Genomic DNA, 24,398 nt, shown 5'->3' with positions numbered 1-24,398 from the left:
AGGCCGCGTCACCCTCACCCGTCCGTGGTCTCGGTCTCCACCCGCAGCAGCGCCGCCGCAGCCGCCAGCGCCGTCTCCACCTCCTGCTCCGTGTCACCGACCGCGATGACGTGGCCGAGCCGGTCGTAGGCGTCCATGGGCGGCCGGACGGCGCGGCCGGGCGCGCCGGTGACGACGACGGCGACCACGCCCGGCACCCGTTCGGCGGCGGCGGTGCCGGTGACGGCCACCAGCCGGCCGGCCTCCTGTGCGGTGAGGAACCGCAACCCCGCGTGACGGGCGCGTTGTGCTTCGAGGTACACGGGCAGCCCGGTGGCGGCGCGGACCTGCTGTTCCAGGAGGTCGGTTCCGGTCGCGGCGCGGACGATCTCGGGGATCATGCCGCCGGCTAGCCGCCCGTTGATCTCTATGACGACGGGCCCCCCTGCCGTCAGCCGCGCCTCGATGTGGGCCGGGCCGTGCTCGAACCCGACGGCCTTGAGTGCCTGCCGGGCGGCCTCCGCGAGTTCGGCCCGCCGCGCCGCCGGCAGGTCCGCCGGGAACAGATGCCCGGTCTCGACGAAGTGGGGCAGCGGGGTCGTCGTCCGCCGGGTGACCCCCACGCACACCGCCTCGCCACCGACGCAGAACATCTCCACGCTGTACTCGGGCCCGTCCACGAACTCCTCGACGAGGACCCGTCCGGCGCTCCGCTGCCCTCGTACGTTCTCGGTGACGGCCAGGACGCGTGCCGCGTGCGCGACGGCGGTCGCCTCGTCCGGACACCACCGCACGTCCTGCGAGCCCGACCCGTCGACCGGTTTGACGACACACGGCGCGCCGACCAGCGCCACCGCCCCCGGGACGCTCGCGGTGTCCTCGGCGACGGAGTACGCGGGCTGGGGCACACCCGCGTTCCCCAGGGCCGCCCTGGTCAGGGCCTTGTTCCGGCAGGCAGCGGCGGTCCCGCGCGCGTGACCTGGCACACCCAGCGCGTCGGCCAGGCGCGCCGTGTGTTCCAGGTAGAAGTCGCTGGTCGTGGTGGTACCCGCGACGGTGCGCCCAGCGGCGGCCGTGCGGACCGCGGCCAGCACGGCGGCGTCGTCCTCGGTGTCGCAGGTGACGGTCGTACAGCCGGTGGCGTCGAGCCCGGCGTACCTGCCGGGGTCCCGGGCCACCAGGACCGGGGCGAAGCCGAGCCGGGTGGCGGTGCGCAGGGCGAGCATGCCCGTGCCGGTGGTGTTGGACTCCAGGAAGACCAGCACCCGGCGGTCGGCGCGCGGTATCGACGCGTACGACCAGCGGGTCACGGTCGTTCCGAAGGGCACCCGCACGGGCTCCGTGACGATCGGTCCGGTGGGCTCGTGCCGGTAGACGGTGTCGGCGTAGCGGTCGCCGCGGTCGGGCATGATGCCGACCAGGCGGGTGCCGGGCGCGGCGTGGGCGGCCAGGTGGGTCAGGACGCGGTAGACGGAGCCGGAGGTGTTGCCGGCGAAGATCTGCTGCTCCCTCGCGAGACTCCGGGTGGCGTGGAACGCCTCGTCGTCGGAGCACCAGTGCACCTCGTCCAGGAGCCGGTAGTCGATGTTGTCGGGGAACAGGCTGTTGCCGAGGCCGCTCTGTTTGCGTGTCGCCAGGTCGGGCTGGCCGAACAGGACGCTGCCGACGCAGTCCACCCCGACGACCTTGAGAGCGGGGAAGCGGTCGAGGAGCGCCGCGGCCGTGCCGCACAGCGAGCCGCCGCTGCCGACGGAGCCGACCAGGACATCCACCGTCCCCAGGTCGGCGACGAGTTCGTCGGCGAGGGACCGGTAGGCGGCGGGGTTGTCAGGGTTGCTGTACTGGCGCGGCCAGTACGCGCCGGGCAGTTCCCGCATGAGGTCCGCGAGTCGCTCCAGCCGGGCGCTCTGCCACCCCTGGGACGTCATCGCCTCGACGATGTGGACCGTGCAGCCCATCGCCGTCAGCTTGGTGAGGGTGACGGGGTCGATGCGGGGATCGCTGACGATGTGGACGGGGTGCCCCAGACAGGTTCCGACCAGGGCGATGCCCAGCGCCATCGTGCCGGACGAGCTCTCCACGACGGGCGCGCCCTCCGCCAGGGCGCCCGTACGGCGTGCCTCCAGGATCATGCGGCGGGCGACCCGGTCCTTCATGGCGTACGGGTTCTGCAGTTCGAGCTTGGCGTAGACCTCCACACGCTCCGGGGCGTCCACACGCAGCCGTACGACCGGGGTGTTGCCGATGGCGTCGATGAGGGTGTCATGACGCATGCGTGCTCCCTGGGAAGGCCGGTGACGGGGTGGTGGACCGGTAGACGGACGTGGTGCCTGGCAGTCGGGCACAGGCGGCCCGGGCAGCGGCGAGTGTGCCGGGGTGGCCGGGGGCCGAGGCGTCCAGCAGGAGTCCGGCCATGGTGCCGCTGTGGGTGCAGACGACGCCCGGAGCGCCGAGGTCGTCGGCCATGCGGACGAGGGCGTCGAGGTTGCGCTTGGGCAGCCACCCCTGGTTGAGCCGGGCGCTGCGGGTGGCGACGGCGCCGACCGCGGCCAGGTCCTGGCGTCGGACCGCGGCGGTGAGGTCGTCGGCGAGCCGTGCGTACTCGGCGGCCAGAGCGGGCGGGACCCTCCGGATGCGCCGGTTGTGGGCGACCGTGTCGAGCAGGCCGCCCTCGTCCACGGCGACGACGGTGGTGGGCGGCAGGGCGCCGAGCCGGGCGCGGAGCCGGACGGCCCGGTGTTCGAACAGGACGATACCGGGGTGCATGACGCCGTCGGTGGGTTCGATGGGGCGCAGCCAGTCCTCGATGGCGGCGGGCGAGGTGTCCAGGCCGAGGACGGCGCCGACGGCCCGGGCCGTGGCGACCAGGTCGGCGGACGAGCTGGCGAGGCCCTTGCCGACGAGCAGGTCGCTGTCGAGGACGAGGGAGCCGCCGCCGGCCGCGTCGCAGGCGGCGAGCATGGCCCGGGTCAGGCGCAGCGACTTGGTCTTGTGGGCGGGGTAGACCCGCGGCGGGCCGCTCCGGTCGTAGCGGAACCATGCGCGGGTGCCGTGGGTGATGGGGAACGTGGCCAGGAAGTCGGTGCCGTCGGGGAGGACGCCCTGGAGCAGTTCGCCAAAGGTGCCGCAGGCGACGGCGGTGCCTTCGTTCAGGTCCACGGCCACGCGGCGGGCGACGAGTGCCGGTTCCGTCATGCCGGCCGCCGCCCGGGTACGGCGAGCGCGGCGTCGCGGCGGCCCTCGGCGGCGGCGCGGCGGGCGGCGTGCCCGGCCCAGGCCGCGCCGAGGGCGTCGAGTTCCACGCCCTGCCCGGCGAGCAGTTCCCGTACCCGCTGGGGGTGGGTGGAGCCCGCCGACTGTTTGGCGCGCAGCCCGTGGTCGACGTCGAACGCCTCGGCGAGCAGGGCACCGAGGGCGTCGAGGGCGTCGATGGGGTGGCCGGACTCGGCGGCGCAGTCGCGCAGCAGGGCGGCATCGGGCTCACCGGGGCGCAGCTCCCGCCGTACGGCGTGTCTGACGTACCGTCCGGCGATGATCTGGGAGGTGCGCCAGGGAATGCCGTACGTGAGGGTGAGCCGGTTGGCGAGGGTGAACCCCCCGAGGTGGTCCTCGGCGCACGCGGCGCGCATGCGGTCGGTCCGGAAGGTCGCTCCGGCGACGACGGCGTGGGCCAGCCGCAGCACGGAGCGCATGGCGTCGGTCTGGACCCGCAGTTGGCCGCCGGCCTCCTTCGAGACCTCGACGGTGTTGCTGTAAGGGGTGTTGCGCTGCCCGGCGGCGATGTCGGCGGCGCGGCCCGCGACGTGCGCGCAGCGGCCTCGGATGCGTTCCAGGATGGGGAAGTTGCGCTTCTGCGGCATGGCGGCGGAGATGCCGGCCAGTTCGTCGGGCAGGTCGAGAAATCCGGAGTCGCTGCCCGCCCAGGTCATGAGGTCGGTGGTGAAGCGGCTGAGGACGACCGCGTACTGGGCGAGGTCCCCCGCGATCAGGGTGGTCCAGGTGCGGGAGGCGACGGCCATCAGGGCGTGCGGCTGAGCGCGCGCGAATCCCAGGAGGTCGGCCATGCGGGCGCGGTCCCACGGCAGTTCCTGCCCCGCCATGGTGCCGGAGCCGAGCGGGCAGGCGTCGCACTCGTCGTAGGTGTGCAGCATGCGGCGCAGCGCGGTGATCGTCTCGGCGCCGAGTGCGGCCAGATGGAAGCCGGGGCTGACGATCTGGGCGGCCTGGCCGTGGGTGTATCCCGGCATGGGCGTCTCGGTGTACCGGCCGGCGAGGGCGAGGACGGCCCGGGCGAAGGTGGTCAGGTCCTCGGCGACGGCGGCGAGGGTGTCGCGGGCGGCCATCAACTGGGCGCACGCCTGGAGGTCGTTGCGGCTGCGGTCGACATGCCAGGCGGGGAAGGGCGGGGTGGCACCGTCCTGTACATGGCGCTCCACCGCGAAGGAGATGTCGGACATGTTCTGCTCGGGGTCGGCGCGCACGGCGTCGGGGCTGAGCGTGTCGAGGCGGGCGGCGAGGTCGGCCGCGCCGGAGGCGTCGGCCAGGTCCATGCGGACGTACTCCAGCAGCAGGACCTTCTCGATGGCGACATAGTGGCCGAGGAGATGCTCCGCCTCGTAGGCGAACTGCGGGGCGAGCACCTCCTCGTGCCAGATCTCGCTGGGGACGCCGTCGATCCGGCCGGTCACCGCCATACCGTCCTCCTGGGGCAGGTGCGCTGAAGTGCGGTGGCCAGTCCGGCCACCGTCGGGTCGGCGAAGAAGGTCCGCAGGGGTACTTCGGCGCGGAACGCGGCGGTGAGCCGGGCGAGCAGCCGCAGAGCCTGCAACGAGTGGCCCCCGAGGCTGAAGAAGTCCTGGTGGACGTCGGTGACCTCGATGCCCAGGAGGTCCCCCCACACCGTGGCCACATGCCGTTCGGCCGCCGTCCGCGGTGCGGTCGCGGCGGCCCGGCCGGCGGCCGGCCGCGGCGGCCGGGCGCGGCGGGGGCCGAGGAGGGCGCCCAGCCGGGACAGGCGGGCGTCCGGGGCGTCCAGGGCGGCGGCGAGCAGGCGAAGGTAGTCGGACAGCAGCGTCTCGACGGTGGCGCGGTCGAACAGGGCGACGTCGTAGACGATCCGGACCATGTCGTCGGTGACGTCCAGCAGCAGGTCCTCCTCGCAGGAGGACACGGGGACGCCCAGGGTGCCCGCGGGCGCGTGGTTGAAGGCGAGCTGGTACAGCGGCGGCACGCCGGGCGGGCGTGGCGCGGGCAGCAGTTCGACGAGGGTCTGGAACGGGATGTCGTACATCTCGTCGGCGCGGACCGCGGCGGCCACGCGGCCGACGAGCGTGGTGATGTCGGGGTCGCCGGTGGCGTCGACGCGCAGCACGCGCATGTTGACCAGCGTGCCGACCATGGGCAGTGTCTCGGCTTCGGCGCGACCCGCCACGGGCAGGCCGAGGACGATGTCGTCGGCGCCGCAGTGGTGGTGCAGCAGAGCGGCGTAGACGGCGAGCAGCAGCATGACGGGGCGGGTGTCGTGGTGCCGGGCGGCAGGCAGGGACGTGAGGACGTCTGCGGGCAGCGGGGCGCGCACCTCGGCGCCCCGGAAGGTGCGGGCCGGGGGCCGGGGCCGGTCCAGCGGCAGGGTGTGGACCGGTGGCAGTCCGGCGAGGCGGGCGCGCCAGTGGGCGGCGAGTTCGGCGCGGCGCGCGGAGGTGAGGCGGGCTCGCTCGTGCCGGGCGTGCTCGCTGTAGGTGCGCGGCAGGTGCGGAAGTCTGAACTCGCGGCCCTCCTCCGCGGCGGCGCAGATCTCGGTGAGTTCGGCGTGCACGTTGAAGCGGGAGGCGGTGTCGTAGACGGTGTGGTGCGCGGCGAGGAGCACCGACCAGGCCCCCTCCCCCAGTTCGAGGACCGCCGCGCGCCACAGCGGCGGCCGCTCCAGGTCGAACGGCCGGCGCGCCAGCGCCGCCCGCAGCGCACGGTGCTCCGTCTCCTGCTCGGCGGGGCCGTACCCGCTCAGGTCGGCCTGTTCGACCGGCGCCTCCACCCAGGGGCGTACGTCCTGGGTCAACTGCCCGCCCACCAGACGCAGTCCGGTGCGCAGCGGCTCATGGCGGGCGGTCAGCAGGGCGAGGGCCGCGACGAGGTCGGACGCGGCGATGTCCGCGTGCAGGGGGAACTCGTCCACCACACAGTACGTCGGCGGGTCGTGCGTGAGCCGGGAGGCGAACCAGGCGCGCTCCTGGGCGTAGGAGGCCGGCGGCGGGTCCGCGCCAGGGGGGAACCGGTCGCCGGTGACCACCGGCTCGCCTACCGTCATCGGGTGCGCTCCGCGGTGCGGCGCTCCAGCACGGGCACGAGGTCGTGAGCGCTGGGCGTGGCGAGGTTCTCCGCGCGCGCCCGCTCGGCCCGGGTCCTGAACGACGGCTCGTGGACGAGCCGTCGTACGCCTTCGCGCAGCACGTCGGCGGTAGGGTCGCCAGGGCCGGCGCCCCTGTCGGCCACGCGGAAGGCGCCGCAGCCGAGCGTGGCGTGGGCCGTCAGGCCGGGGCTGAGGGCGACGCCGGGTCGGCGAGGCGCCTCTGGCGGCCGGGTGGGGATCTCGCACGGCTCGTTGCTGGGGAGGTAGCGGACGGGCGTCCGTTCGACGGTGAGCGGGATGTGGAGGCCGGCGGAGATCTGGTCGATGGACCACTGGCCGACGACGATCTCCTCGTCGAAGTCGGCGCCGCGGCGGTGGAGGTGGGCGCCGAGCCAGTGTTCCATCGGGTCCGCCCGGCGCCCGGCCGGCCGTGCGGCGCGACGGTGGGGGAATGCGTCGCGCCTGGCCGAGCGGTTGCCGAAGCCGCACAGCGGGCGGGCGTGGGCGAAGTCGTGGTCCGCTCCTACAGCGACGGAGAGCGGCCCGGTGCTCTTGACGGCGTCGACGAGTGCGGGGCTGCCGGCGACCAGGACCTCGTGGCCCGCCGCGGACAGCGCCGGGGCGAGTGGGACCGTCGGCAGCGGCTGGGAGCGGTCAGACAGCGTCGCGAAGAGCACGCGCACGGTCGTCCTCCTTTCCACGGGTGCCGGGGCCGGGGCGCGGCGCAGCGCGCAGGGTGGTGCCGATGATCTCCGCGATCCGCGGCTCGTGTTCGCCGAGGAAGAAGTGGCCGCCGCTGAAGACCCGGAGGCCGAAGGCGCCCGTGGTGTGCCCGCGCCAGCCCTCGGCGTCGGCGATCCGGACATGCTCGTCGCGGTCCCCGGTGAGCGCGACGATGTCGCAGTGCACGACGGCGCCGGGTCCGGCGTCGTAGGTCTCGGCGGCCGTGTAGTCCGCGCGCAGCGACGGCAGGGCCAGCCCGACCAGGTCGGGGTCGTCGAGGACGCGGGCGTCCGTGCCCTCCAGCCGCCGCACCTCGGCGATCAGGCCGTCGTCGTCGAGGAAGCGGATCCCGCGGTCGGTGCCGCACGCGGGGGCGCCGCGGCCGGAGAGGAACAGGGCGTGGGGTGCGCGGGCGCGCTCGCGCCGGCGCAGAAGGGCCAGTTCGAAGGCGACGGCGGCGCCCATGCTGTGGCCGAACAGGGCGAAGGGCCGCCCCGCGACCAGGCGTTCCAGGTCCTCCGCGGCCCCTCGGGCGAGGTCCGGCACGCTGTCGAGACACGGCTCGTGCAGCCGGTCCTGGCGCCCCGGGTACTGCGCGGCGAGGACATCGGCGCTCGCGGAGAGACGCCGCGACAGGGAGAAGTAGCCGCTCGCGGATCCTCCGGCGTGCGGCAGGCAGACCAGAGCGAACTCGGCGTCCGGACGTGGGTGGAATCTGCGGAACCACGGGCTGGCGGGGGTGGCGGGCGGTGCCATGGCGGGGGTCGGTGTCCCTTCGGCTCGTCGGTGCCGGCCGTGATGCGGCGGGCGTGCGTGGTTGTCCGGCTGGTGCCTCCTGGTCCCCGGCGCTCAGGGCGAGTGCGTACAGGGCTGCCCGCGCCAGGACGGGGACGCCGAGGATGCGATCGCGCTGAGGTACACGCCGAGGGTGGTCCGCGGATACGCGAAGGGCGACCCGCCGGATACGCCGCAGGCGCCTGCCTGCCTGCCCGCCCGGCCGGGCGGGCAGGGTGAAGGAGTGCCGGCCGGAGGCGGGGCCGCGCCCACCGGTGCGAGGCGGGCGTCGCGCGCGGTGGATGAGGCCGCGTGCCGGTGAGCGTGTCGCGGTGGAAGGCCAGGTCCGTGCGGTGCTCCAGGGAGGTGAAGTACGGGACGCACCTCCTCACGTTCCGCGCACCGCGGGCGGAAGGTCTGGGGGCGTTCCAGGACGCGCGAGAAGCACGCGTGCGGCTGTCCCGTGTCCACCGGGACCGTCGCGTCGGCCTCTGGTGCATCGCGATGACGAACCGTGCGCTGCCCGGTGCCTGGGCCTCGGCGGCCCGGATCTCCTCCGGATACGGCGTCAGCGGATGCTCGTCCATACGTCGCGTGCCCCTTTCCGTGCGACGGCCTGGCGCGCGGGATGCCGTCCGTCCTTGGGTCAGGTGAGGTAATCCTCGGGTCCGCCGTCGCGGACGGTGTCGAGGGTGAAGCAGTGGAAGCCGCCGCCGAACAGCCGCCGGTGCCGGTGGCGGACCGGGACGACGGTGAACTTCGCGTCCTCCAGGGTCCGGACCAGTTCCGGGCTGGCCTCGTTGACCAGGACGGTCTCCGGGTCGACGGACAGCACGTTGAGGTCGATGAAGGGGCTGGTCAGGATGAGCGCGTCGGACTCGTATCGGGGGAAGTTGTTCTGCCGCGGCGCGGGGGCGACGATCCGGTCCCAGCGGCGCAGCGGGGGCGGCAGCGCGTCGGCCACCGCGTCGGAGCGGACCAGCAGCAGGCCGGGGCGCAGGGCCAGCACCATGCTGTCGATGTGGCTGTCGCTCAACTCGTGCACCCGGTGGATACGGAAGCGGCCTTCGAGGTGGCGCTCCAGCCAGGTGACAGCGAGCGCGTGGTGCTCGGTGGAGACGTTGGCGACGATGTCCCGGCCGAGCCGGAGGCACTGGGCCGCGTCGAACATCATCTCCACCCCCACGTCCCAGGGTGAGGGTCGCGGGTCCTCGACGGGCTCGGTGGGCCCGCCGGCGGTCGCCGTGCGCGCGTACGACAGGTCGAAGGAGGCGTCGGTCATGAGCGGCCGCGGCATGACGGTCCATCGGGCGCCGAGCCGGAAGTAGTCACGGAACAACGGCTTGAGGAACTGCGTCTCGAAGTAGCGGGAGCGGATCATCGGGGAGGTCTCGATGATCTCGTCGCCGACGATGAGCGTGTTGTCGCGGACGTTCAGCGGCGGGACGACGGACGCGGACCAGGCGGGGGTCGTGACCTCCGCGGTGTCCGCGGGCAGCGCGAGCGGCCGGTGGACGGTGACGCCGAGGGAGCGCAGGGTGTCGGCGAGCCCCGCCAGGTCCTCGTTCAGTTCGTCCACGTACCGCGCGGCCACCGGCGTGTGTCGCCGGCCGGATCCGCCACGGCGGGTGGTCAGCCGGGGGTAGTACCACTTGGACCGGCCGGATTCCGGCTGTTCGGCATTGTCGTGCACGAGATTGTCGTGGAAGAAAAGGTCGAAGGAGAGTTCCCGCTCGTGCGAGACATAGTTCTCGGCCGATCCGACGACGACCTCTCGCAAGGGTGACCACTCGTCAAAACTGTTCAAGCGCACGCGGGGAACCGCCTACTCGTCGGGGTGCCCCGATGCTCCGGGAGAGCGTCCGCCCACCGCACCAGTACTCACCGCAGTTACGGACCTGGAAGAGTCACCGCCCCGGCTTTTCCTGGTATGAAACCGGAGGGCTTTTCAAAAACCACCACCCTGCGGAGACTCATGAAGAACGCCCATGAAGACGACCCGGTTCTCGACCGGTTCCATTTCCTCGTCAACGCACCCGCACTGTTCAACGCCGTCGCCACCGCCGCCGAACTGCGCATCTTCTCCTTCCTGTCCGGGAAGCCGGGCGTCCAGGCGGAGGAGATCCGCGCGTTCAGCGGACTGCCCGCGCATCAACTGCGTGTCCTGCTACAGGCGGTGTGCACGACCGGGCTGTTGGTGCGCAGGGACGGCGGCTACCACAACTCCGCCGTCGCAGAGGAGTTGCTGGCCCCGGACGGGCCGGACAGTTGGCGGCACATCCTGACCGGCTGGAAGGAGGTGTACTACCCGGCGTTCGCCCACATGACGCAGGCCCTGCGGGCCGGCACCAACACCGCGCTGGACACCTACCCCGGCGACGAACCGACCCTCTACCAGCGGCTGGCGCACGATCCACCGCTGGAGGAGGTCTTCCACCGGGCGATGACCGCGTTCACGCTCCGCTCGGTGGACGCGCTGGTCGAGCAACCCGTGTTCGGGGACGTCCGGCACGTCCTGGACGTGGGTGGCGGCGACGGCAGCACGTCGGCGCGGCTGGTCGCGCGCCATCCAGAGCTGCGGTCGACGGTGTTCGACATGCCGAGTGTGTCGCGGCTCGCGGACAGCGCGCAGGCCGCCGGGCGACCGGACCGGGTGGACCTCCTCGTGGGCGACATCTTCACCGACCCCTTCCCGGACGGGCCGGACGCGGTGCTGTTCAGCCATGTCCTGGAGATCTTCGACGAGGAGGGCATCCTGCGTCTGCTCGGCAAGGCGTACGCGTCGCTGCCGTCCGGTGGGAAGGTGCTGCTCTACGGCTACAACGTCTCGGACGACGAGACGGAAGGGGTCTTCGGCGCCCGGCTCGGCCTGTACTTCAACGTCCTCGCCAGCGGCCGGGGCATGGCCTACCCGGCCCGGGACTACGAACAGTGGCTCGGCCGGGCCGGGTTCGAGGAGGTCAGGACGGTTGGCGGGCTGCCGTACGAGCACGGGCTGAGCCTGGGCGTCAAGCGCTGACACCCAGGCTCAGCCGTGGGACCGGGAGCGGCCGGTCAGCCGCCCATGGCCTCGATCAGGCTCTTGGGCCGCAGGTCCGTCCAGTTCTCCTCGATGTACGTCACGCAGGCCACGCGCGTGTCCTCCCCGTGGACGGCGTGCCAGCCGTCGGGGACGTCGGCGAACGCGGGCCACAGCGAGTGCTGCCCCTCGTCGTTGACCAGCACCAGGAATGTGGCATCGGGATCGTCGAACGGGTTCACCCCGCTCACCGCCTTTCTGTGTGCTCGGCACGGCAGGTCATCGCAGTGCCCGTCATCCTCGTGCCGGCCGTCCTGCCGGGCATCGGTGAGCGCCGCCGTTACGACACGTCGGTGGTGGCGACGGCGCGTACCGCGGCAGGGCCTCGGTGGCGGCGGCACGCTCGGTGAACAGGTCTGGAGCGGGAGGGAGATCAGCGGCACCACCCAGGACGGCAAAGCCTACCCGGCTCGTGGTGTGGCCGTCCTGCGCCCGCGCGGCGGGCTGACAGCGGCGGTGACGTTCTACCCGGACGACGTCGAGGACAGCTCGTCACTCGATACGGGATCCAGCCAACCATGGACAAGAAGCTGGGAGTTGTCTTCAAAAGATCTTGCATGGTGGATCATGCCAGGGTACTTTGCCGCCATGAACTGTCCGATGTCGAGTGGGAGTTCGTCCGCCCGTCGCATCCCGGCTCCGTACGGGGCGGGAAGCGGTTGGACGATCGCACGGTGCACAACGGGATCGTGTGGAAGTTCCGTACGAGGACGGCTTGGCCTGATGTACCCGAGAGGTACGGGCCGTGGGCCACATCGCGCACCCGGTTCCGCCCCCGGGCCCTGGACGGCGCCTTCGAGCGGATGAAGAAGTGGCCCAGCCCGAGGGCAGCCATCCGCGAACCACCTGCCGTCCGATGCGTGCTGCCTCCTCGTTCGGCGTACCGGCGTACGAGGGAAATCGTCGCTCCGGCCTCACCGGGCGGGGCCATCCGGTGTGCGCGGACGTGCCGGACTCCCCGCGCTTTCCGGTGCCTGCCCGGTACAGGGACGCGCACCGAGTTCTCGCCGACGGCCTTGCCACGTCGAGCGCGCCGGACACACACGTCCGGCCTTGCCCGCCGGCGAGGTGCGGACGGCCCACCGCCACTCAAGCCACTCAACCGGAGTGAGCGCCCGTTGTGCCCTGCGAAAGGCCGTCGCGTTCATGCCGCCCGGCCTTTCCCCCTCCGCCTCATGTCCGGCATCCCGAAAGGTGGGTGGCCATGTCTACTGCCACGTGCGACACCTGCGGTGAACCACTGTCCAGGCCCAAACAGTCCGGTACGTCCCTTCCCCGGGCGCGCTACTGTTCCAACGCCTGCCGACAGCGCTCCTACCGGTCACGGCAGAAGGCGGGCGGCATGGACACCGCCCTGGGCGGTGGACCGCTGACCCAGCTGAGCAGCCTCGTGGGCCGTACCGACGAACTGGTTGAGCTGGCTCAGCTGCTGCACGATGTACGGCTGCTGACACTGACCGGTCCCGCAGGGGTCGGCAAGAGCCGGCTGGCGCTGGAACTGGTCGGTCAGGAGGTCCGCGGCAGACGCTGCGACGTCTCGGTGGTGCGGCTCGGACCCAGCACCGAGGCCGACGAGATCCGGCGGCAGATGCTGGCCGCGCTCGGCGATACGCCCGGCGCCGCGCCGCCCTCCGTCGCCGGCGTCTCCGAGGGCCCCGAGAGCACCGGCCGGGACCGACTGCTCCTGCTCGACGACTGCGAACACGTGCTGGACATCTGCGGGACGCTGCTCACCGAGCTGCTGCCGGTTCATCCGCGGCTGCGTGTGCTGGCCACCAGCCGCGAGCCGCTGCGGATGCCGGGTGAGGCGGTCTTCTCGGTAGCCGGCCTGACCCTGCCCGGCGCCGGGTCCGACACCATGTTCAACGCGTGCCTGCGCTCCGACGCGGTCGCGCTCTTCGTGGGCCGGGCCCGCGCCGTTGTGCCCGGCTTCCAGCTCACCCACGACAACGCGGTACACGTGGGCGAGATCTGCGCCCGGCTGGACGGGCTGCCGCTGCCCATCGAGATGGCCGCCCGGCTGGTCCGGGTCTTCGCGCCGGCCGAGATCGTGGCCCGGCTCGAAGACCGGCTCTCCCTGCTGACCAACGGCTGGCGGCTCGCGGACGACCGGCACAAGAGCCTGCGTGCCTCCCTGGAGTGGGGATACGCCCTGCTGAGCCCGCAGGAACAAGCGCTGCTGCGCAGGTTGTCGGTGCTGCCCGGCGGTTTCGGGCCGGACGCCGCCGCGGCGGTCGCCTCCGACCTGCCCGGTTCGGCCGCCGCGATGCCGGAGATCCTCATCGGCCTGGAGGCCAAGTCCGTCATCACTCCGCTGACCGAAGCCGGCGGTCCCACCCGGTTCAGGCTCTTGGAGTCGATGTGCTGCTTCGGACACGACAGGCTCATCGCCGAGGGCGAGGACACGGGAACGTACGAACGGCTGGTCACCTGGCTGACCGCGATCTGCCTGCCGCTGCACGGTAGGGCCATCGTCCCCTCCGCCACACTGGACCGGCTGGCAAAGGAGCGCACCAACCTGACGCACGCGCTGCGCCGTCTGCAGGCCGGTACGGACGAACGCCAGCTGCTGCTGGCCAGCGCGCTCGCCGCGGTCGAGACGGCCGACGGACGGGTCACCGACGCCGCCGGCCTGGTGGCACAGGCTCTCGACCGCGCAGCTCCTGACTCGGTCTACCGCTCTGTCACCCTGGCGGCGGCGGCCGTGCTGGCGGTGCGGGACGCCGACGACGACTCCGCGTTCCGCTACGCCGACGAGGCGGTGGAACTGGAGCGCGGCCGGGACAGCCCGGAAGTGCTCGCCCGGGTGCTTCTGCTGCGCGGCACCGTCCGGCAGCTACGGGACGGGCGGAAGGCCTCCCTCACCGATCTGGAGGAGGCCCTGGCGATTGGTGCACGGTTACGCCACGACACACTGTTCGCACTGTGTCTGTCGGTAATTGCCCGGCATCGGGTGGAGAACGGCGAACTCGGCGCCGCGGAGCGCGAACTCGCCCGTGTACTGCCCGTGATGCGCCGCCACGCGCCACCGCACTGGCTGCACTGGGTACTGATGACGGCCGGTGCGCTGGCCCTGGAGAAGGACGATCTGGTAGCGGCCGAGCAGTACTTCACCGAGGCACTGCACAGCCGGGCCGAACACCGAGGCGACGCGGCGCGCGCGCTCGAGGGCATGGCACTGGTCGCGACCCGCGCCTACCGCTTCGACCGGGTACTGCGGCTGCTGGGAGCGGCGAAGCGGATGCGAGCACGAGCCCTGCGCGACAATTCCTGGTGGACCTCGCGTGTGACCGAGGCACGCGAGGCCGCCATCCGGGCATTACCCACGGCACACGCCGAAGCCTCACTGGAGGCAGGGCACGCGATGCCCCATGACCAGGCCCTCGCCCTGACGCTCGGCAACGGGCCGATCGGCACCCCGCAGGAGGAACGGTCCGGGCATCCGCTGAGCCAACGGGAGCGGGACGTGGCCGCACTGGTCGTGGAAGGACTCACCAACCGCCAGATAGCGGCCCGCATGCATGTGTCGGTGCGCACCGTCGAGACACACATCCGGCAAGTCCGTACCACCCTGGGGCTGCGCTCGCGGGCGCATATCGCCGCCTGGGCGGCACGGCAGTACGCTGACGCTCCGACCGCGCCCGGGAGCGCCCCCTGTTCCGGTTAGCGCATCAAGTCCACTTCTCACCCGGACAGCCCGACAAGGGTCGCACGTGCACACGCGTTGACTGACCCGGATCTTCAGAGGCCTGAGCCGCCTCGGCCGTACGAACCCGGTAACGGGCAGCCTGGCGGGCTCATCCTTCCGACCTCGGGGAGAAGTCCGTGGCGGGCTCGGTGGCGTAGCGGCCGGGCGTGCGCGGCGCGAGGACGGACTCGGCGAGCCCGAGGCGGTGCCCGGTGTTGCTGCCGTCTTCGAGGACCCGCAGTCGCGTAGTGCCCAGGAGGATCGTCTCACCGTCGCCCGGACCGACCACCGATACGGCGGGGTCGGCGATCGGCTCACTGGTCCTCGGTTCATCAGTCATGCTTCGATTCCACCGCCAGGGCGCTGCGGCTGTCCAAGACCCGTTCGGTGACGTCGATACCGTACGGGTATCGTTGCACCATGGAGCTACGCACGCTGCGCTATTTCGTGGCGGTCGCCGAGGAACTCCACTTCGGCCGGGCCGCCTCCCGGCCGCGCATGAGCCGGCCGCCACTGAGCCGGGCGATCAAGCGGCTGGAGACCGAGGTCGGCGCCGCGCTGTTCGACCGATCGTCCGCCGGTGTCAGGCTCACCGCGGTGGGTTCAGTGCTGCTCGAAGAGGCACACGCCCTCCTCGACCGGGCCGACCGGGCGCGCGTACGGGTGGCCGCGGCGGTCGGCACCGCGACCATCACCGTCGGCATCCTGGGAGACGGCACCGATCCGGGCACGACCCGTCTGGCCGCCGCCTACCGTCGGCGGCACCGGATGTCGAGGTCCGCATCCGCGAGACCGACCTGACCGATCCCACCTGCGGGCTGCACGCCGGACGGGTCGACATCGCCCTGACCCGCGGCTCCTTCGACGAGTCCGGCCTGACCGTACGCACGCTGCGCGCCGACCCGGTGGGAGCGGCCGGCCCCGTCGAGTCAGCGGCTCAGCTTCAGCTCGTAACCGATCTGCTGGGCCAGGCTCAGCTCCTGGCACATGTACGCTCGGCGGCCGTGTCGTTCATGTCGTAACTCGTTTCGGTGAGCCGGAAAGCGTGCCGCTGGGGTCCTCATGCCCCTTCGAGCGGCACACCTCCAGTCTCTGCCGACGAAATCTGATCCCGCGCCTCGAAGCCGGCCCCCGGGCCCGGGCCCCGGCTCAACGGGACCACCTTCACGTCATGGCCTGCTTCACGTCATGGTCCGGTCGAACTCGGTCTGGCCGAGGGCGGGGTGGGGCAGAGGAGTGGGGCTGTCCCGGTCGCGGCGAAGGCCGTCAAGGATGAGCGTCAGATAGCGCTTCCAGAGCTCGGGATTCACGGTCCGGCTCTGCTGAGCGACGGCCCCGAGCATGAGCTGAATGAGGGGGAAGTCGGTCGCCTCGATGTCGTCACGGAGCCGGCCGGAGCGCTGGGCGCGGGCGATCACGGCGCTGACGGCGGGTTCGAGGCGTTCCCGGAAGTCGGTGGCGCGGGCCTTGCCGTGTGCGCTTTCCAGCATGACCTGGCGCAGACCGCGGTCCTGGGCGAAATCCTGGCCGGCGGTCAGGAACAGCTCCGCGAGGCCATCCCACGGATCTTCGTGGGTCAGGGCTTGTTCCGCCAGGCCGATCAGGTGCTGCAGGGCGCTTTCGAAAACCGCGTCGATGAGCTCCTCGCGGCCCGCGAAGCGGCGGTAGGCAGTGCCGACGCCGACGCCCGCGTGGCGGGCGATGTCGTCGAGCGTGACCTCCAGGCCCCGCTCGGCGAAGACCTCCTGAGCTGCGGTGATGAGGCGTTGCCTGTTGCGTTCCGCGTCCGCTCGCAGGGGTCGGGACGGCGGCGGCTCGGGGGGCGGGGTGGATGTGGTCCAGCGGCTCATGGCACCCATTTTACCCAAACAAGTGGAGATGACATCTCCGCTTTGATGTTACGGTGGATCCGTCAAGCGGAGAAGCTCTCTCCGATTGAATGTCCGGTGTTTCCACAGGTGACCCCGTACCTCCCTGAAGACCGACTCCCCGAACGAGACGAGGACCGACATGAACAACACGCCCCGCGCCCTGATCGTGGGCATGGGTATCGGAGGCCTGGCCACAGCGATGCGTCTGCACGAGATCGGCTGGGAGCCGGTGATCGTCGAACGCGCCTCCGAACGCCGTCCCGCCGGATACTTCATAGGACTCTTCGAGACCGGCCGCGCCACCGCACAGCGCATGGGCGTCCTCGACGCCATAGGCAACCGGCTGGGCGCGGACAGCATCACGTACGACATCGACCGCTCCGGCCGCCGTCGGCCGGGTACCGGCTACGGCGACCTTCCCGGAGACCCCCGCCTGATCCTGCGCGGGGACGTGGAAGCCGCCCTGTACGACACCGTCGCGTCCCGAACCGAGATCCGCTTCGGTACGACGCCTGTCACCGTGGACGAACACCCTGACGGCGTGGACGTCACCCTGCGTACCACTTCCGGCCAGGAGGCCACCGAGGCCACGGAGCGTTTCGGTCTGGTGGTGGGCGCCGATGGCCTGCGTTCCACTGTGCGCCGCCTGTCCTTCGGCCCCGACACGCAGTACCTGCGCCCGCTCAACCACATCATCGGCGCCACGATCCTCAAGGAGCATGTGCCCGGCTACCGCCCGCAGGACGGACTCGTCCTGGCCGAACCCGGCCGCTCCGCCTGGGTGTTCCCCTTCAGCGACCATCAGCCCGGCCTTCTGCTCAGCTACCGCACCGATGAGGAGGACGCCCAGTTCCGCCGCCCGCCCATCGAGTCGCTGCGCCGCGCCTTCGGCCCGGAGCCGGCCGGCCCGGTGCTGGAACACCTCCTCCAGCAGTTCGAGCAGACCGACGACGTCCTCTTCGACTCCGTCCACCAGGTGGAGATGGAGACCTGGCACACGGACCGCGTCGTTCTGCTCGGCGACGCGGCCTGGTGCCTGACGCTCTACTCCGGCATGGGCGCCTCCACCGCCCTGGCCGGCGCGGAGCTGCTCGGCACCCTGCTCCAGCGCAATCCCGGCAACACCGCCCGGGCGCTGCGCGAATGGGACCAGCGGCTGCGCCCCTTCATCACCCACCTGCAGCACGACGGCCGCACGAGCGGCCTGTCGATGTTCGTTCCCCAGTCCCGCCGGGACAAGGCGGTGCGGGCGTTCACTCAGAAGCTGGCCGTCCTCCCGGCCGGCAAGCGCGTACTGACGAGCCTGGCCGCCCGGCAGTTCAAGCAGAAGTCCCTCGACATCGCCGCCGTCTGACCACTCCCACAGCGTCGGCCGGAGACACCCGGCCGCCGGCCCCCAGGAGAGACGATGACCACGCCACACCCCACCCTGATCGACGCCGCCGAGCTCCCCGCAGGCTCCTCCCACCCGGTGGGCTCATCGTGTTCACCGCCCGCTCGCGCAGCGGCAACACCGTGTTCTGGGTGAAGATCCACGCACTGGTGGCGCAGGGCACCGTGTCAGCACAGTCGCGCTGCTTCAGGACTCCGTCAGGTACGCCGACGAGCAGCAGAAGGCCGAGGCACTCGCCCTCACCGACTCCACGGGCACCGCGTCGATAAGCCTGGCACTCCATCGCGACGGCCCCGTTCTCCACAACGGCGGATCCGCGCCTTTGTGGAGCTCGCGGCCGAAGGCCGGCCCGGTCTGCCGCCGGCCCGGCCAAACCGCAGGCAGTGGCGTTCTGGCCAGCCGCTTGGGGATCACTGTCCGGATGCCCCGCCCACGCAGGGCCCGGTGACGGTCAGAAAAGCCACGCGTTGAGCCGGCGTTCTCGGGCTGTGCGCTTCGCGGCGTGAGTTGCCGATCGCTTCCAGGAGCGCCTGGTTCTGCGGCCGGCCGAAGCGCCCGAAGATCGCCCCGGCCGGGCTGTGCACCTTCATCCGCTTCATGCCGCTGACCACGAAGGGCAGCTTGCCGTCGTACAGGTGGAAGCCCTCGCGCGAAGAAGCTGCCTTCGGGTGCTCGTGGGCGCTAGTTCATGGTGAGGGCGGCCGTGTTGTTCGCGGGGTCCGGGTCGTAGCGGAACTCGCCGAACGGGGGATGGATGCTGACCTCACCTGTTGCTCCGGGCACCACTGTGTCGATCCGGAGCTTGAAGTCGAAGGAGCGCTCCGTGTTCTCCAGCGCCCAGTACGGCAGCTCGCAGTCGTAACGCGGGGCGCCCGTGCGGTTCGGGTAGTAGCCGCCGGAGAGGGTTCGCGGGCCGCAGTCCTGCGGCACACCCGTGACCGTGGTGCCGGGCGGAACGATCAGCCGGACCGCGGCGACCGGGTCCCCGGATCCCAGGTTGCCCAGCCAGCCGGGCCCGTTGTTCCTGAAGGTGAGCGACGCGGTGACCGTCTCGCCCGCGGCTCCCGTGACCGCCGCGCCGGTCACCGAGAAGTCGGCGGTGTTGTCGGCGCCGATCTCCAGCGCCACATAGTCGTCGTAGCCTCCCAGGTCCGTCGCGCCGACCGGCTGTGCCGAGATATCCACCCGCTCCTGGAGCGCGTGCCCGGTGAGCGCGACCTGCAGCGGCTCGGGCAGTTCGAAGGAGGCTCCCGGGGCCAGCTCCTGGTCGAAGGTGCAGGTCGCGTACGACATCGGGGCGTACTCGTCCCCGTTCGACGTCGTATAGACGCAGGCGTCGTGCTGGTTGAGGTAGCGCACCCCGTACGAGGCCATCACCCTGATGGTGAAGCCGTGTGCGCTCTCGTTGCCGTGGTTGGTGAGCGTGAACGGGAGCGTGTGCCTGCTGCCCGGCCGGGATTGCTCGATGTGGCTGTCGGCCGTGATCCCGAGGTCGGGTCCCGACGCGACCGTGACCGTGGTGTCGAAGCTGTCCCGGGGAGCGGTGAGTGTACCGTCCGGGCCGCCGGTGGCCGTCGCCTCGAAGGTTATGCGGCCCCGCGCTCCGACGGCCACCCCGTCGGCCGCGCGGACCTTGAGACGCACGGCGTCGCCCGTGGTCCCGGTCACGGGTACCTCGGGCACGTCGCATACCGCGGTCGTGCCGTTCGGTGCGCAGTTGTCCGGCCAGGTGATCTCGGCGACCCCGGTGATGCCGGAGGCGTCCACGGTGAGCCGGCCGTCGGTCACCGTGAAGTGGTCGTTGTCGTGGTTGAGCCTGATATCGAGCGTGCGGGTCAGCGGTGTTCCGCCGTCGATGCCGAGCGGCAGGGACGGCTCGTACGGGGTGGCGATCCAGAGTTGGTCGGTCTCCGGCTCGGTCTCGGCGAACGCGGGAGCGCTGGTGAGCCCCAGGGTGACGAGTCCGGCGGCGAGCGTCGTACAGACTCCGAGCCGCAGTGCGCGGCGGGCGGAATCAACTCTCATGGCATCTCCAGGTGAGAGGCGGTCAGGTCACGCGCCCGGCATGGTCGCCGATCAGCGGCCCACGCCGGGCCACATCTTCTTGACGATCAAGGGGGTTTGGGGGTTGTACGACGATGCCGACCGATGGGCTCGGAGCACGGTCAGCCGGGTGACGGGTAGCGGAGATCCAGGCGTTGACGGTTGCCCAGGCGGGCTGACGGCCGGCGGGAAAGCGGCCCGGGATCTGCCGAGGGGCCGCTTTCCCGAGCTTCAGGAGACGAAATCCGTGACCGCGTTTGCTCACTTGGGTTCGTCGTTTCAGAGGAGACCGCCCCTGCGGTGCCTTTCATTCCGGAACTTGCCGACTCTCCACAAGTTCGGTGCAGGGTCACGGCACTTGAACCACTCCTGAAGATTCACACCGCTGAGCAAGCGCGGCCGGCCCCCGCGCCGTCCGGACCTGGAATTGGTCGACCGCGGCCACGACCACGACCACGACCACGACCACGACAAGTAACGCCGCCGGGTCCGGGACCTCGGCGTGAAACCGCTGATCGCCCGCCGGGGCACCGAACACGGCTCCGGACTCGGCACCCAACGCTGGGTCGTGGAGCGCGCGTTCGCTCACCTGCACTGGTTCCGCCGCCCGGTCCGGATCCGCTGGGAGATACGCGACGACATCCACGAAGCCCTCCTCACCCTCGGATGCGCATTGATCTGCCGGCGACGCCTGCTCGGGTTGCGTGAGGAGTGCTGGGTGGGATGACGCGTGGGACCTTCAGGATCTCGCGGTTGTGGTGATGCGTGACGCGGCGGTTGCTCAAGGTTCCTTGTCGTGCCGGTAGGTCGAGTCAACGGTTGAAGGCGACAGATGCCGCAAGGTCCTTCTGGGTCTCAAGTGCGGTGAGACGTTCGGTGAGTGCGGTGTGGATGGGGTCGTAGGTGTCGGAACCGAGAATGAGGCGCAGGGGCGGGTTCGGGTGGCGGGTCGTGTCGTAGATGGCGGCGGCGAGCTTGGCCGGGTCGCCGGCGAAGACGCTGTCGTCGGCGGTCTCCAGGTAACGCCGCGTCCGGCCGGCGGCGTTGTCGCGGTAGGCGGCCGTTTCGGTGGTGTAGTGCAGTGCCGAGGCGAAGCCGGTGCGGTGGCGCCGGGCTCGACCAGGGTGAGGTGAATGTCGAAGTCGGAGACTTCGCGGCTGACGCTCTCGGTGAAGCCTTCCAGCCCCCACTTGCCCGCGTGATAGGAGCTGTGTGTGGGGGTGCCGATCTGGCCGCCCATGCTGGAGATCTGGATGATCCGGCCTCCGCCCTGCTCACGCATCGGCTTCAGGAAGGCCTGGGTGATCAGCATCGGAGCGAGCAGGAGGACCTCGACCTGGTCGCGGATCTGCTCCACGGTCATCTCTTCCGCGGCGCCCACTACCGCGTATCCGGCGTTGTTGAACCACGATGTCCACCGCTCCGGTGACGAACCAGTGGCATACGGCCTTGTCGGAGGGGGGTGGGCATGGGTGTCTCCGTAAGTTGTCGGGTGGCCCGGGAGGGCCGGGTGTGGCTTTTGGGTCCTTGCCTTCAGTGGCTTCTCAGGAGTGGCCGCCCGGCTCTCCGGGGCGCCCTGGCTGCTGATTGAGATGTGCGCGCTTCGTGCGGTCGCTGATTACGGAGACGACAGCGGGGTGTTCCTCGGGCCGACGGCATGCCGTGCGGAGCGAGGAGGGGCAAGTGAGCGAGCGGAAGGCCCAGGTCTGGGCCGGCGTCGATGCCGGCAAGGGCCACCACTGGGCGGCAGTCGTCGATGAGACCGGCGCGCCCCTGTGGTCGAAGAAGGATGGCGTCGCGCAGGGCGACGCCAGGAAGCCTTCTCCGCTGGGGGGGCTGGTGGGGGTGCTGGCCAGGCCGCCGATGCATGGGGGGCTCAGTCGGTGCACCCGGTGATGTGGGATTTGCGGGCGTGTCCGTCGATGGTGATCCGGATGGAGGCCTCGACGTGGTCGGTTTCCCAGGCGTGGTTGCGAGGGTGATGTCGACGCCTGCCGTGGATGTCGGTGCCGCCCAAGAGGTGGGAACCGCAAGGGACACGCGGCGACCACCGTCGTTTCCCCGAGCAGACAACGGGCCGGGGGAATAATGCGTCACCACGAAAGCGCCCTGCGGACGGGATCGAATGAGTACTGGACACCGCAACACTCCGCCCCGGCGGGGCGGGCGGCCGGGCGGGGCGGGTAGCGCCGCCACCGACCGGCTGCTCCGTATCCTGCTGCGCCGCAGCAAACAGCCGCTCAGTGCCGAGGACGTGACGGTCACCGACCCTCCCGAGGTACGCAGAGCGGTGTCCGCGGCGGCCCTCGGCAATACCATGGAGTGGTTCGACTTCGGTGTGTACGCCTATCTGGCGGGCACGCTCGGCAAGGTTTTCTTCCCCTCCAGCTCCCCCGCCACTCAGGTCGTCTCCACCTTCGCCACCTTCGCCGCGGCCTTCCTCGTCCGCCCGCTGGGCGGACTGGTGTTCGGCCCGCTCGGTGACCGTATCGGCCGTAAGCGGGTACTCGCGGCCACCATGATCATGATGGCGATCAGCACCTTCGCCGTAGGACTGCTGCCCGGATACGCCACCCTCGGCCTGGCCGCGCCCCTCCTGCTGCTCGTCTGCCGACTGGTCCAGGGGTTCTCCACCGGCGGCGAGTACGCGGGTGCCACCACCTACATCGCCGAATACGCTCCCGACAAACGGCGCGGATTCCTCGGTAGCTGGCTCGACTTCGGCACCTTCGTCGGCTATTCGCTCGGCTCCGGCATCGTCACCCTCCTGACAGCCCTCCTCGGGGACGACGGCATGGTGCAGTGGGGCTGGCGGCTGCCGTTCCTGGTCGCGGGACCGCTCGGTCTCATCGGCCTCTACATGCGGCTGCGGCTGGAGGAGACCCCCGCCTTCCAGCAGGCGGCCGAACAGGCGGAGCAGGCGCGGCAGCAGCGCGGCGCCGAGGACCCCGCCGAGGACGCGAGGCAGTCCGGCAAGGGACGGCTCAAGGAGATCTTCACCCGGCACCGGGAAGCCGTACTGATCTGCATGGGGCTGGTGCTGCTCTACAACGTCACCAACTACATGGTGACCTCCTACCTGCCCACGTTCATGACGGAGACCCTCGGCCAGGACGCCCTCACCGCCCAGCTGCTGATTCTGGGGACCATGATCGTGGTGGTGCTCACCATCACCACCGTGGGCCGGACCTCCGACCGCTGGGGCCGCCGGCCCGTGTTCATGGCGGGCAGCATCGCGCTGATCGTGCTCGCCGCGCCCGCGATCCTGCTCATCAGGGCCGGTGGCATCCTGTTGCCCGCCCTCGGCTGTCTGATCCTCGGCCTGCTGCTGGTGTGTTTCGCCGGGACGTCCGCCTCGACGCTGCCCGCGCTCTTTCCCACGCGGCTGCGTTACGGGGCCCTGTCGATCTCCTTCAACATCTCCGTCTCCCTCTTCGGCGGCACCACTCCGCTGATCGTCTCCAGCCTGGTCGAGGCGACGGGCAGCACGATGGTCCCGGCGTACTACCTGATGGCAGCCGGTGTTGTCGGTCTGATCGCCACCTTCTTCCTCCACGAGACGGCGGGCAAACCGCTCAGGGGATCCGGCCCGATGGTGGAGAGCGAGGAACAGGCCCAGGAACTGGTGGCCCGCAGCCGGACCGAGGCCGGTCGTCGGGCCAGGGATGTGTGGATCCGTGTACGGCACCCGTGGGCCCACCATCACACGCACGGTGACCCTGAGGACCGCTGACGATCCGCGCCCGGCAGTCACGCTGGGAGACCTGCGGACGATGCTTGCTGGTCGTGGCCCTCAAGGGGTCGGGTCCGGCAGTTCGGTGGTGATGGCGCGGATCGCCCCCGGTCGCTGCTCCGGCGTGGGGCCGCGCCGTCCACCGGCCCTGTCTGTCGGCGTCCGGTGGTGATCAGCCGTCGGCCGGAGGCTCCTGGCTGCGCTGATTCGCGCGGTCGATCTCGGCCATGTGTTCCTCGGCCCACTCACGAAGCCTGGCCAGCGGTTCATCCAGTGTGAGACCGAGTGGCGTGAGCCGGTAGTACACGCGGGGTGGCACCGACGCTTCCACCCGTCGGTCGACCAGGCCGTCACGGGTCAGCCCTTGAAGAGTGACCGACAGCATCTTCTGTGAGACGCCGACCATCCTGCGCTGCAGTTCCGCGAAGCGCACCTCCTCCGGGGACGCCTCCGCCAGCACTTTGATGGCCATGGACGTCCACTTCGTGCCGATCCGATCGAGGAGACGGCGGGTCGGGCACTGCGGATCGAACAGATCTCCACGCTTCCCGTGAGGAGGGCGTCGTGTCGAGGAGGTCACCTGGAGCTCACCACCTGTGGCAAAAGTGCGGTCTTGGCTCTCTCATCCTAGTTACTGGCTTTATCGAGCAGTAGCGACGTCATTTGTCGATAGGTGTCCTTCGACAATGAAGTTAGTCGAGTGCGGGTGCGTGACCTGGGTGGACTTGGTTGGTTGGCAAGGAAGACCCGCAGTGCGGGCATTGAGGTA

18 protein-coding genes and 4 pseudogenes are annotated in these 24,398 nt (G+C 71.0%); 8 read left to right on the top strand and 14 right to left on the bottom strand.

Going from position 1 to position 24,398, the window contains the following annotated elements:
• Positions 1-14 precede the first annotated feature (14 nt).
• From ACIQ7D_RS35425 to ACIQ7D_RS35395, 7 genes are all read right to left on the bottom strand, one after another.
• A complete protein-coding gene (locus ACIQ7D_RS35425; protein WP_403945008.1) occupies positions 15-2,252 on the bottom strand; it encodes a pyridoxal-phosphate dependent enzyme in 2,238 nt (745 codons plus the stop codon).
• Positions 2,242-3,174, bottom strand: coding sequence for a kinase (locus tag ACIQ7D_RS35420; protein WP_403945006.1), 933 nt, complete (start codon positions 3,172-3,174; stop codon positions 2,242-2,244). The genes ACIQ7D_RS35425 and ACIQ7D_RS35420 overlap by 11 nt, the downstream gene beginning before the upstream one ends.
• On the bottom strand, positions 3,171-4,673 hold the full coding sequence (locus tag ACIQ7D_RS35415) for an argininosuccinate lyase (RefSeq protein ID WP_403945004.1): 1,503 nt from the start codon (positions 4,671-4,673) through the stop codon (positions 3,171-3,173). The genes ACIQ7D_RS35420 and ACIQ7D_RS35415 overlap by 4 nt, the downstream gene beginning before the upstream one ends.
• Positions 4,664-6,283: a condensation domain-containing protein gene (locus tag ACIQ7D_RS35410; protein WP_403945002.1), complete on the bottom strand. Its 1,620-nt coding sequence runs from the start codon at positions 6,281-6,283 to the stop codon at positions 4,664-4,666. Before ACIQ7D_RS35410 ends, ACIQ7D_RS35415 begins: the two co-directional genes overlap by 10 nt.
• Complete coding sequence (locus ACIQ7D_RS35405) at positions 6,280-7,008, bottom strand: hypothetical protein (RefSeq protein WP_403944999.1); 729 nt, start codon at positions 7,006-7,008, stop codon at positions 6,280-6,282. Before ACIQ7D_RS35405 ends, ACIQ7D_RS35410 begins: the two co-directional genes overlap by 4 nt.
• Positions 6,980-7,804, bottom strand: a complete 825-nt coding sequence (locus tag ACIQ7D_RS35400; protein ID WP_403944997.1) for a thioesterase II family protein — start codon at positions 7,802-7,804, stop codon at positions 6,980-6,982. The genes ACIQ7D_RS35405 and ACIQ7D_RS35400 overlap by 29 nt, the downstream gene beginning before the upstream one ends.
• Positions 7,805-8,468: 664 nt before the next feature.
• A complete protein-coding gene (locus ACIQ7D_RS35395) occupies positions 8,469-9,602 on the bottom strand; it encodes a glycine amidinotransferase (RefSeq protein ID WP_403944995.1) in 1,134 nt (377 codons plus the stop codon).
• A 195-nt stretch (positions 9,603-9,797) separates the two neighbouring features.
• Here ACIQ7D_RS35395 and ACIQ7D_RS35390 point away from each other — a divergent pair, with 195 nt between their 5' ends.
• A complete protein-coding gene (locus tag ACIQ7D_RS35390; RefSeq protein WP_403944993.1) occupies positions 9,798-10,841 on the top strand; it encodes a methyltransferase in 1,044 nt (347 codons plus the stop codon).
• Positions 10,842-10,876: 35 nt separating this feature from the next.
• Here the strand turns inward: ACIQ7D_RS35390 and ACIQ7D_RS35385 are convergent, their stop codons facing one another.
• Positions 10,877-11,092, bottom strand: coding sequence for an MbtH family protein (locus ACIQ7D_RS35385; RefSeq protein WP_403944991.1), 216 nt, complete (start codon positions 11,090-11,092; stop codon positions 10,877-10,879).
• A 327-nt stretch (positions 11,093-11,419) separates the two neighbouring features.
• Here ACIQ7D_RS35385 and ACIQ7D_RS35380 point away from each other — a divergent pair.
• Positions 11,420-11,695 (top strand): annotated as a pseudogene (locus ACIQ7D_RS35380) (transposase); the annotation flags it as partial.
• A 410-nt stretch (positions 11,696-12,105) separates the two neighbouring features.
• Positions 12,106-14,568 (top strand): ATP-binding protein, encoded by a 2,463-nt coding sequence (locus ACIQ7D_RS35375; RefSeq protein WP_403944989.1) that lies wholly within the window; start codon positions 12,106-12,108, stop codon positions 14,566-14,568.
• Positions 14,569-14,749: 181 nt separating this feature from the next.
• Here ACIQ7D_RS35375 and ACIQ7D_RS35370 read toward each other — a convergent pair.
• Positions 14,750-14,929, bottom strand: a pseudogene (locus ACIQ7D_RS35370) (cupin domain-containing protein); the annotation flags it as partial.
• An 80-nt stretch (positions 14,930-15,009) separates the two neighbouring features.
• Here ACIQ7D_RS35370 and ACIQ7D_RS35365 point away from each other — a divergent pair.
• Positions 15,010-15,533: pseudogene (locus ACIQ7D_RS35365) on the top strand (LysR family transcriptional regulator); the annotation flags it as partial.
• Between the two features lie 237 nt (positions 15,534-15,770).
• On the opposite strand, the gene ACIQ7D_RS35360 reads toward ACIQ7D_RS35365, so the two are convergent.
• On the bottom strand, positions 15,771-16,439 hold the full coding sequence (locus tag ACIQ7D_RS35360) for a TetR/AcrR family transcriptional regulator (protein WP_403944987.1): 669 nt from the start codon (positions 16,437-16,439) through the stop codon (positions 15,771-15,773).
• 160 nt (positions 16,440-16,599) lie between these two features.
• Here ACIQ7D_RS35360 and ACIQ7D_RS35355 point away from each other — a divergent pair, with 160 nt between their 5' ends.
• Complete coding sequence (locus ACIQ7D_RS35355; protein ID WP_403944985.1) at positions 16,600-17,814, top strand: FAD-dependent monooxygenase; 1,215 nt, start codon at positions 16,600-16,602, stop codon at positions 17,812-17,814.
• Between the two features lie 449 nt (positions 17,815-18,263).
• Here the strand turns inward: ACIQ7D_RS35355 and ACIQ7D_RS35350 are convergent, their stop codons facing one another.
• Together ACIQ7D_RS35350 and ACIQ7D_RS35345 are read right to left on the bottom strand one after the other, a co-directional pair.
• On the bottom strand, positions 18,264-18,464 hold the full coding sequence (locus ACIQ7D_RS35350; protein WP_403944984.1) for a hypothetical protein: 201 nt from the start codon (positions 18,462-18,464) through the stop codon (positions 18,264-18,266).
• A 70-nt stretch (positions 18,465-18,534) separates the two neighbouring features.
• Positions 18,535-19,878 carry a hypothetical protein gene (locus ACIQ7D_RS35345; protein WP_403944982.1) on the bottom strand — a complete coding sequence of 448 codons (1,344 nt, stop codon included), beginning with the start codon at positions 19,876-19,878 and terminating at the stop codon, positions 18,535-18,537.
• A gap of 412 nt (positions 19,879-20,290) precedes the next feature.
• Here ACIQ7D_RS35345 and ACIQ7D_RS35340 point away from each other — a divergent pair.
• Positions 20,291-20,623 (top strand): annotated as a pseudogene (locus ACIQ7D_RS35340) (hypothetical protein); the annotation flags it as partial.
• Between the two features lie 54 nt (positions 20,624-20,677).
• On the opposite strand, the gene ACIQ7D_RS35335 reads toward ACIQ7D_RS35340, so the two are convergent.
• Positions 20,678-21,259: an SDR family NAD(P)-dependent oxidoreductase gene (locus ACIQ7D_RS35335; RefSeq protein WP_403944979.1), complete on the bottom strand. Its 582-nt coding sequence runs from the start codon at positions 21,257-21,259 to the stop codon at positions 20,678-20,680.
• A 320-nt stretch (positions 21,260-21,579) separates the two neighbouring features.
• Between ACIQ7D_RS35335 and ACIQ7D_RS35330 the strand changes: the two genes are divergently transcribed.
• Positions 21,580-21,792, top strand: a complete 213-nt coding sequence (locus ACIQ7D_RS35330; RefSeq protein ID WP_403945018.1) for a hypothetical protein — start codon at positions 21,580-21,582, stop codon at positions 21,790-21,792.
• A 307-nt stretch (positions 21,793-22,099) separates the two neighbouring features.
• Positions 22,100-23,629 (top strand): glycine betaine/L-proline transporter ProP, encoded by a 1,530-nt coding sequence (proP, locus tag ACIQ7D_RS35325; protein ID WP_403945017.1) that lies wholly within the window; start codon positions 22,100-22,102, stop codon positions 23,627-23,629.
• Between the two features lie 172 nt (positions 23,630-23,801).
• On the opposite strand, the gene ACIQ7D_RS35320 is transcribed toward proP, so the two are convergent.
• Positions 23,802-24,209, bottom strand: coding sequence for a winged helix-turn-helix transcriptional regulator (locus tag ACIQ7D_RS35320; protein WP_403944978.1), 408 nt, complete (start codon positions 24,207-24,209; stop codon positions 23,802-23,804).
• Positions 24,210-24,398 lie beyond the last annotated feature (189 nt).

It is taken from the genome of Streptomyces sp. NPDC096310 (assembly GCF_044763125.1).
Taxonomy (GTDB): Bacteria; Actinomycetota; Actinomycetes; order Streptomycetales; family Streptomycetaceae; genus Streptomyces.
Note: the sequence above shows the minus strand (reverse complement) of the source record. Positions and strands in the feature narration are given on the sequence as shown.

Coding starts and splice junctions, on each gene's coding strand:
- ACIQ7D_RS35335 (WP_403944979.1), bottom strand. CDS start 21,259: ATGACCGTGGAGCAGATCCGCGACCAGGTCGAGGTCCTCCTGCTCGCT.
- ACIQ7D_RS35345 (WP_403944982.1), bottom strand. CDS start 19,878: ATGAGAGTTGATTCCGCCCGCCGCGCACTGCGGCTCGGAGTCTGTACG.
- ACIQ7D_RS35400 (WP_403944997.1), bottom strand. CDS start 7,804: ATGGCACCGCCCGCCACCCCCGCCAGCCCGTGGTTCCGCAGATTCCAC.
- ACIQ7D_RS35410 (WP_403945002.1), bottom strand. CDS start 6,283: ATGACGGTAGGCGAGCCGGTGGTCACCGGCGACCGGTTCCCCCCTGGC.
- ACIQ7D_RS35375 (WP_403944989.1), top strand. CDS start 12,106: ATGTCTACTGCCACGTGCGACACCTGCGGTGAACCACTGTCCAGGCCC.
- ACIQ7D_RS35390 (WP_403944993.1), top strand. CDS start 9,798: ATGAAGAACGCCCATGAAGACGACCCGGTTCTCGACCGGTTCCATTTC.
- ACIQ7D_RS35355 (WP_403944985.1), top strand. CDS start 16,600: ATGAACAACACGCCCCGCGCCCTGATCGTGGGCATGGGTATCGGAGGC.
- ACIQ7D_RS35420 (WP_403945006.1), bottom strand. CDS start 3,174: ATGACGGAACCGGCACTCGTCGCCCGCCGCGTGGCCGTGGACCTGAAC.
- ACIQ7D_RS35360 (WP_403944987.1), bottom strand. CDS start 16,439: ATGAGCCGCTGGACCACATCCACCCCGCCCCCCGAGCCGCCGCCGTCC.
- ACIQ7D_RS35425 (WP_403945008.1), bottom strand. CDS start 2,252: ATGCGTCATGACACCCTCATCGACGCCATCGGCAACACCCCGGTCGTA.
- ACIQ7D_RS35415 (WP_403945004.1), bottom strand. CDS start 4,673: ATGGCGGTGACCGGCCGGATCGACGGCGTCCCCAGCGAGATCTGGCAC.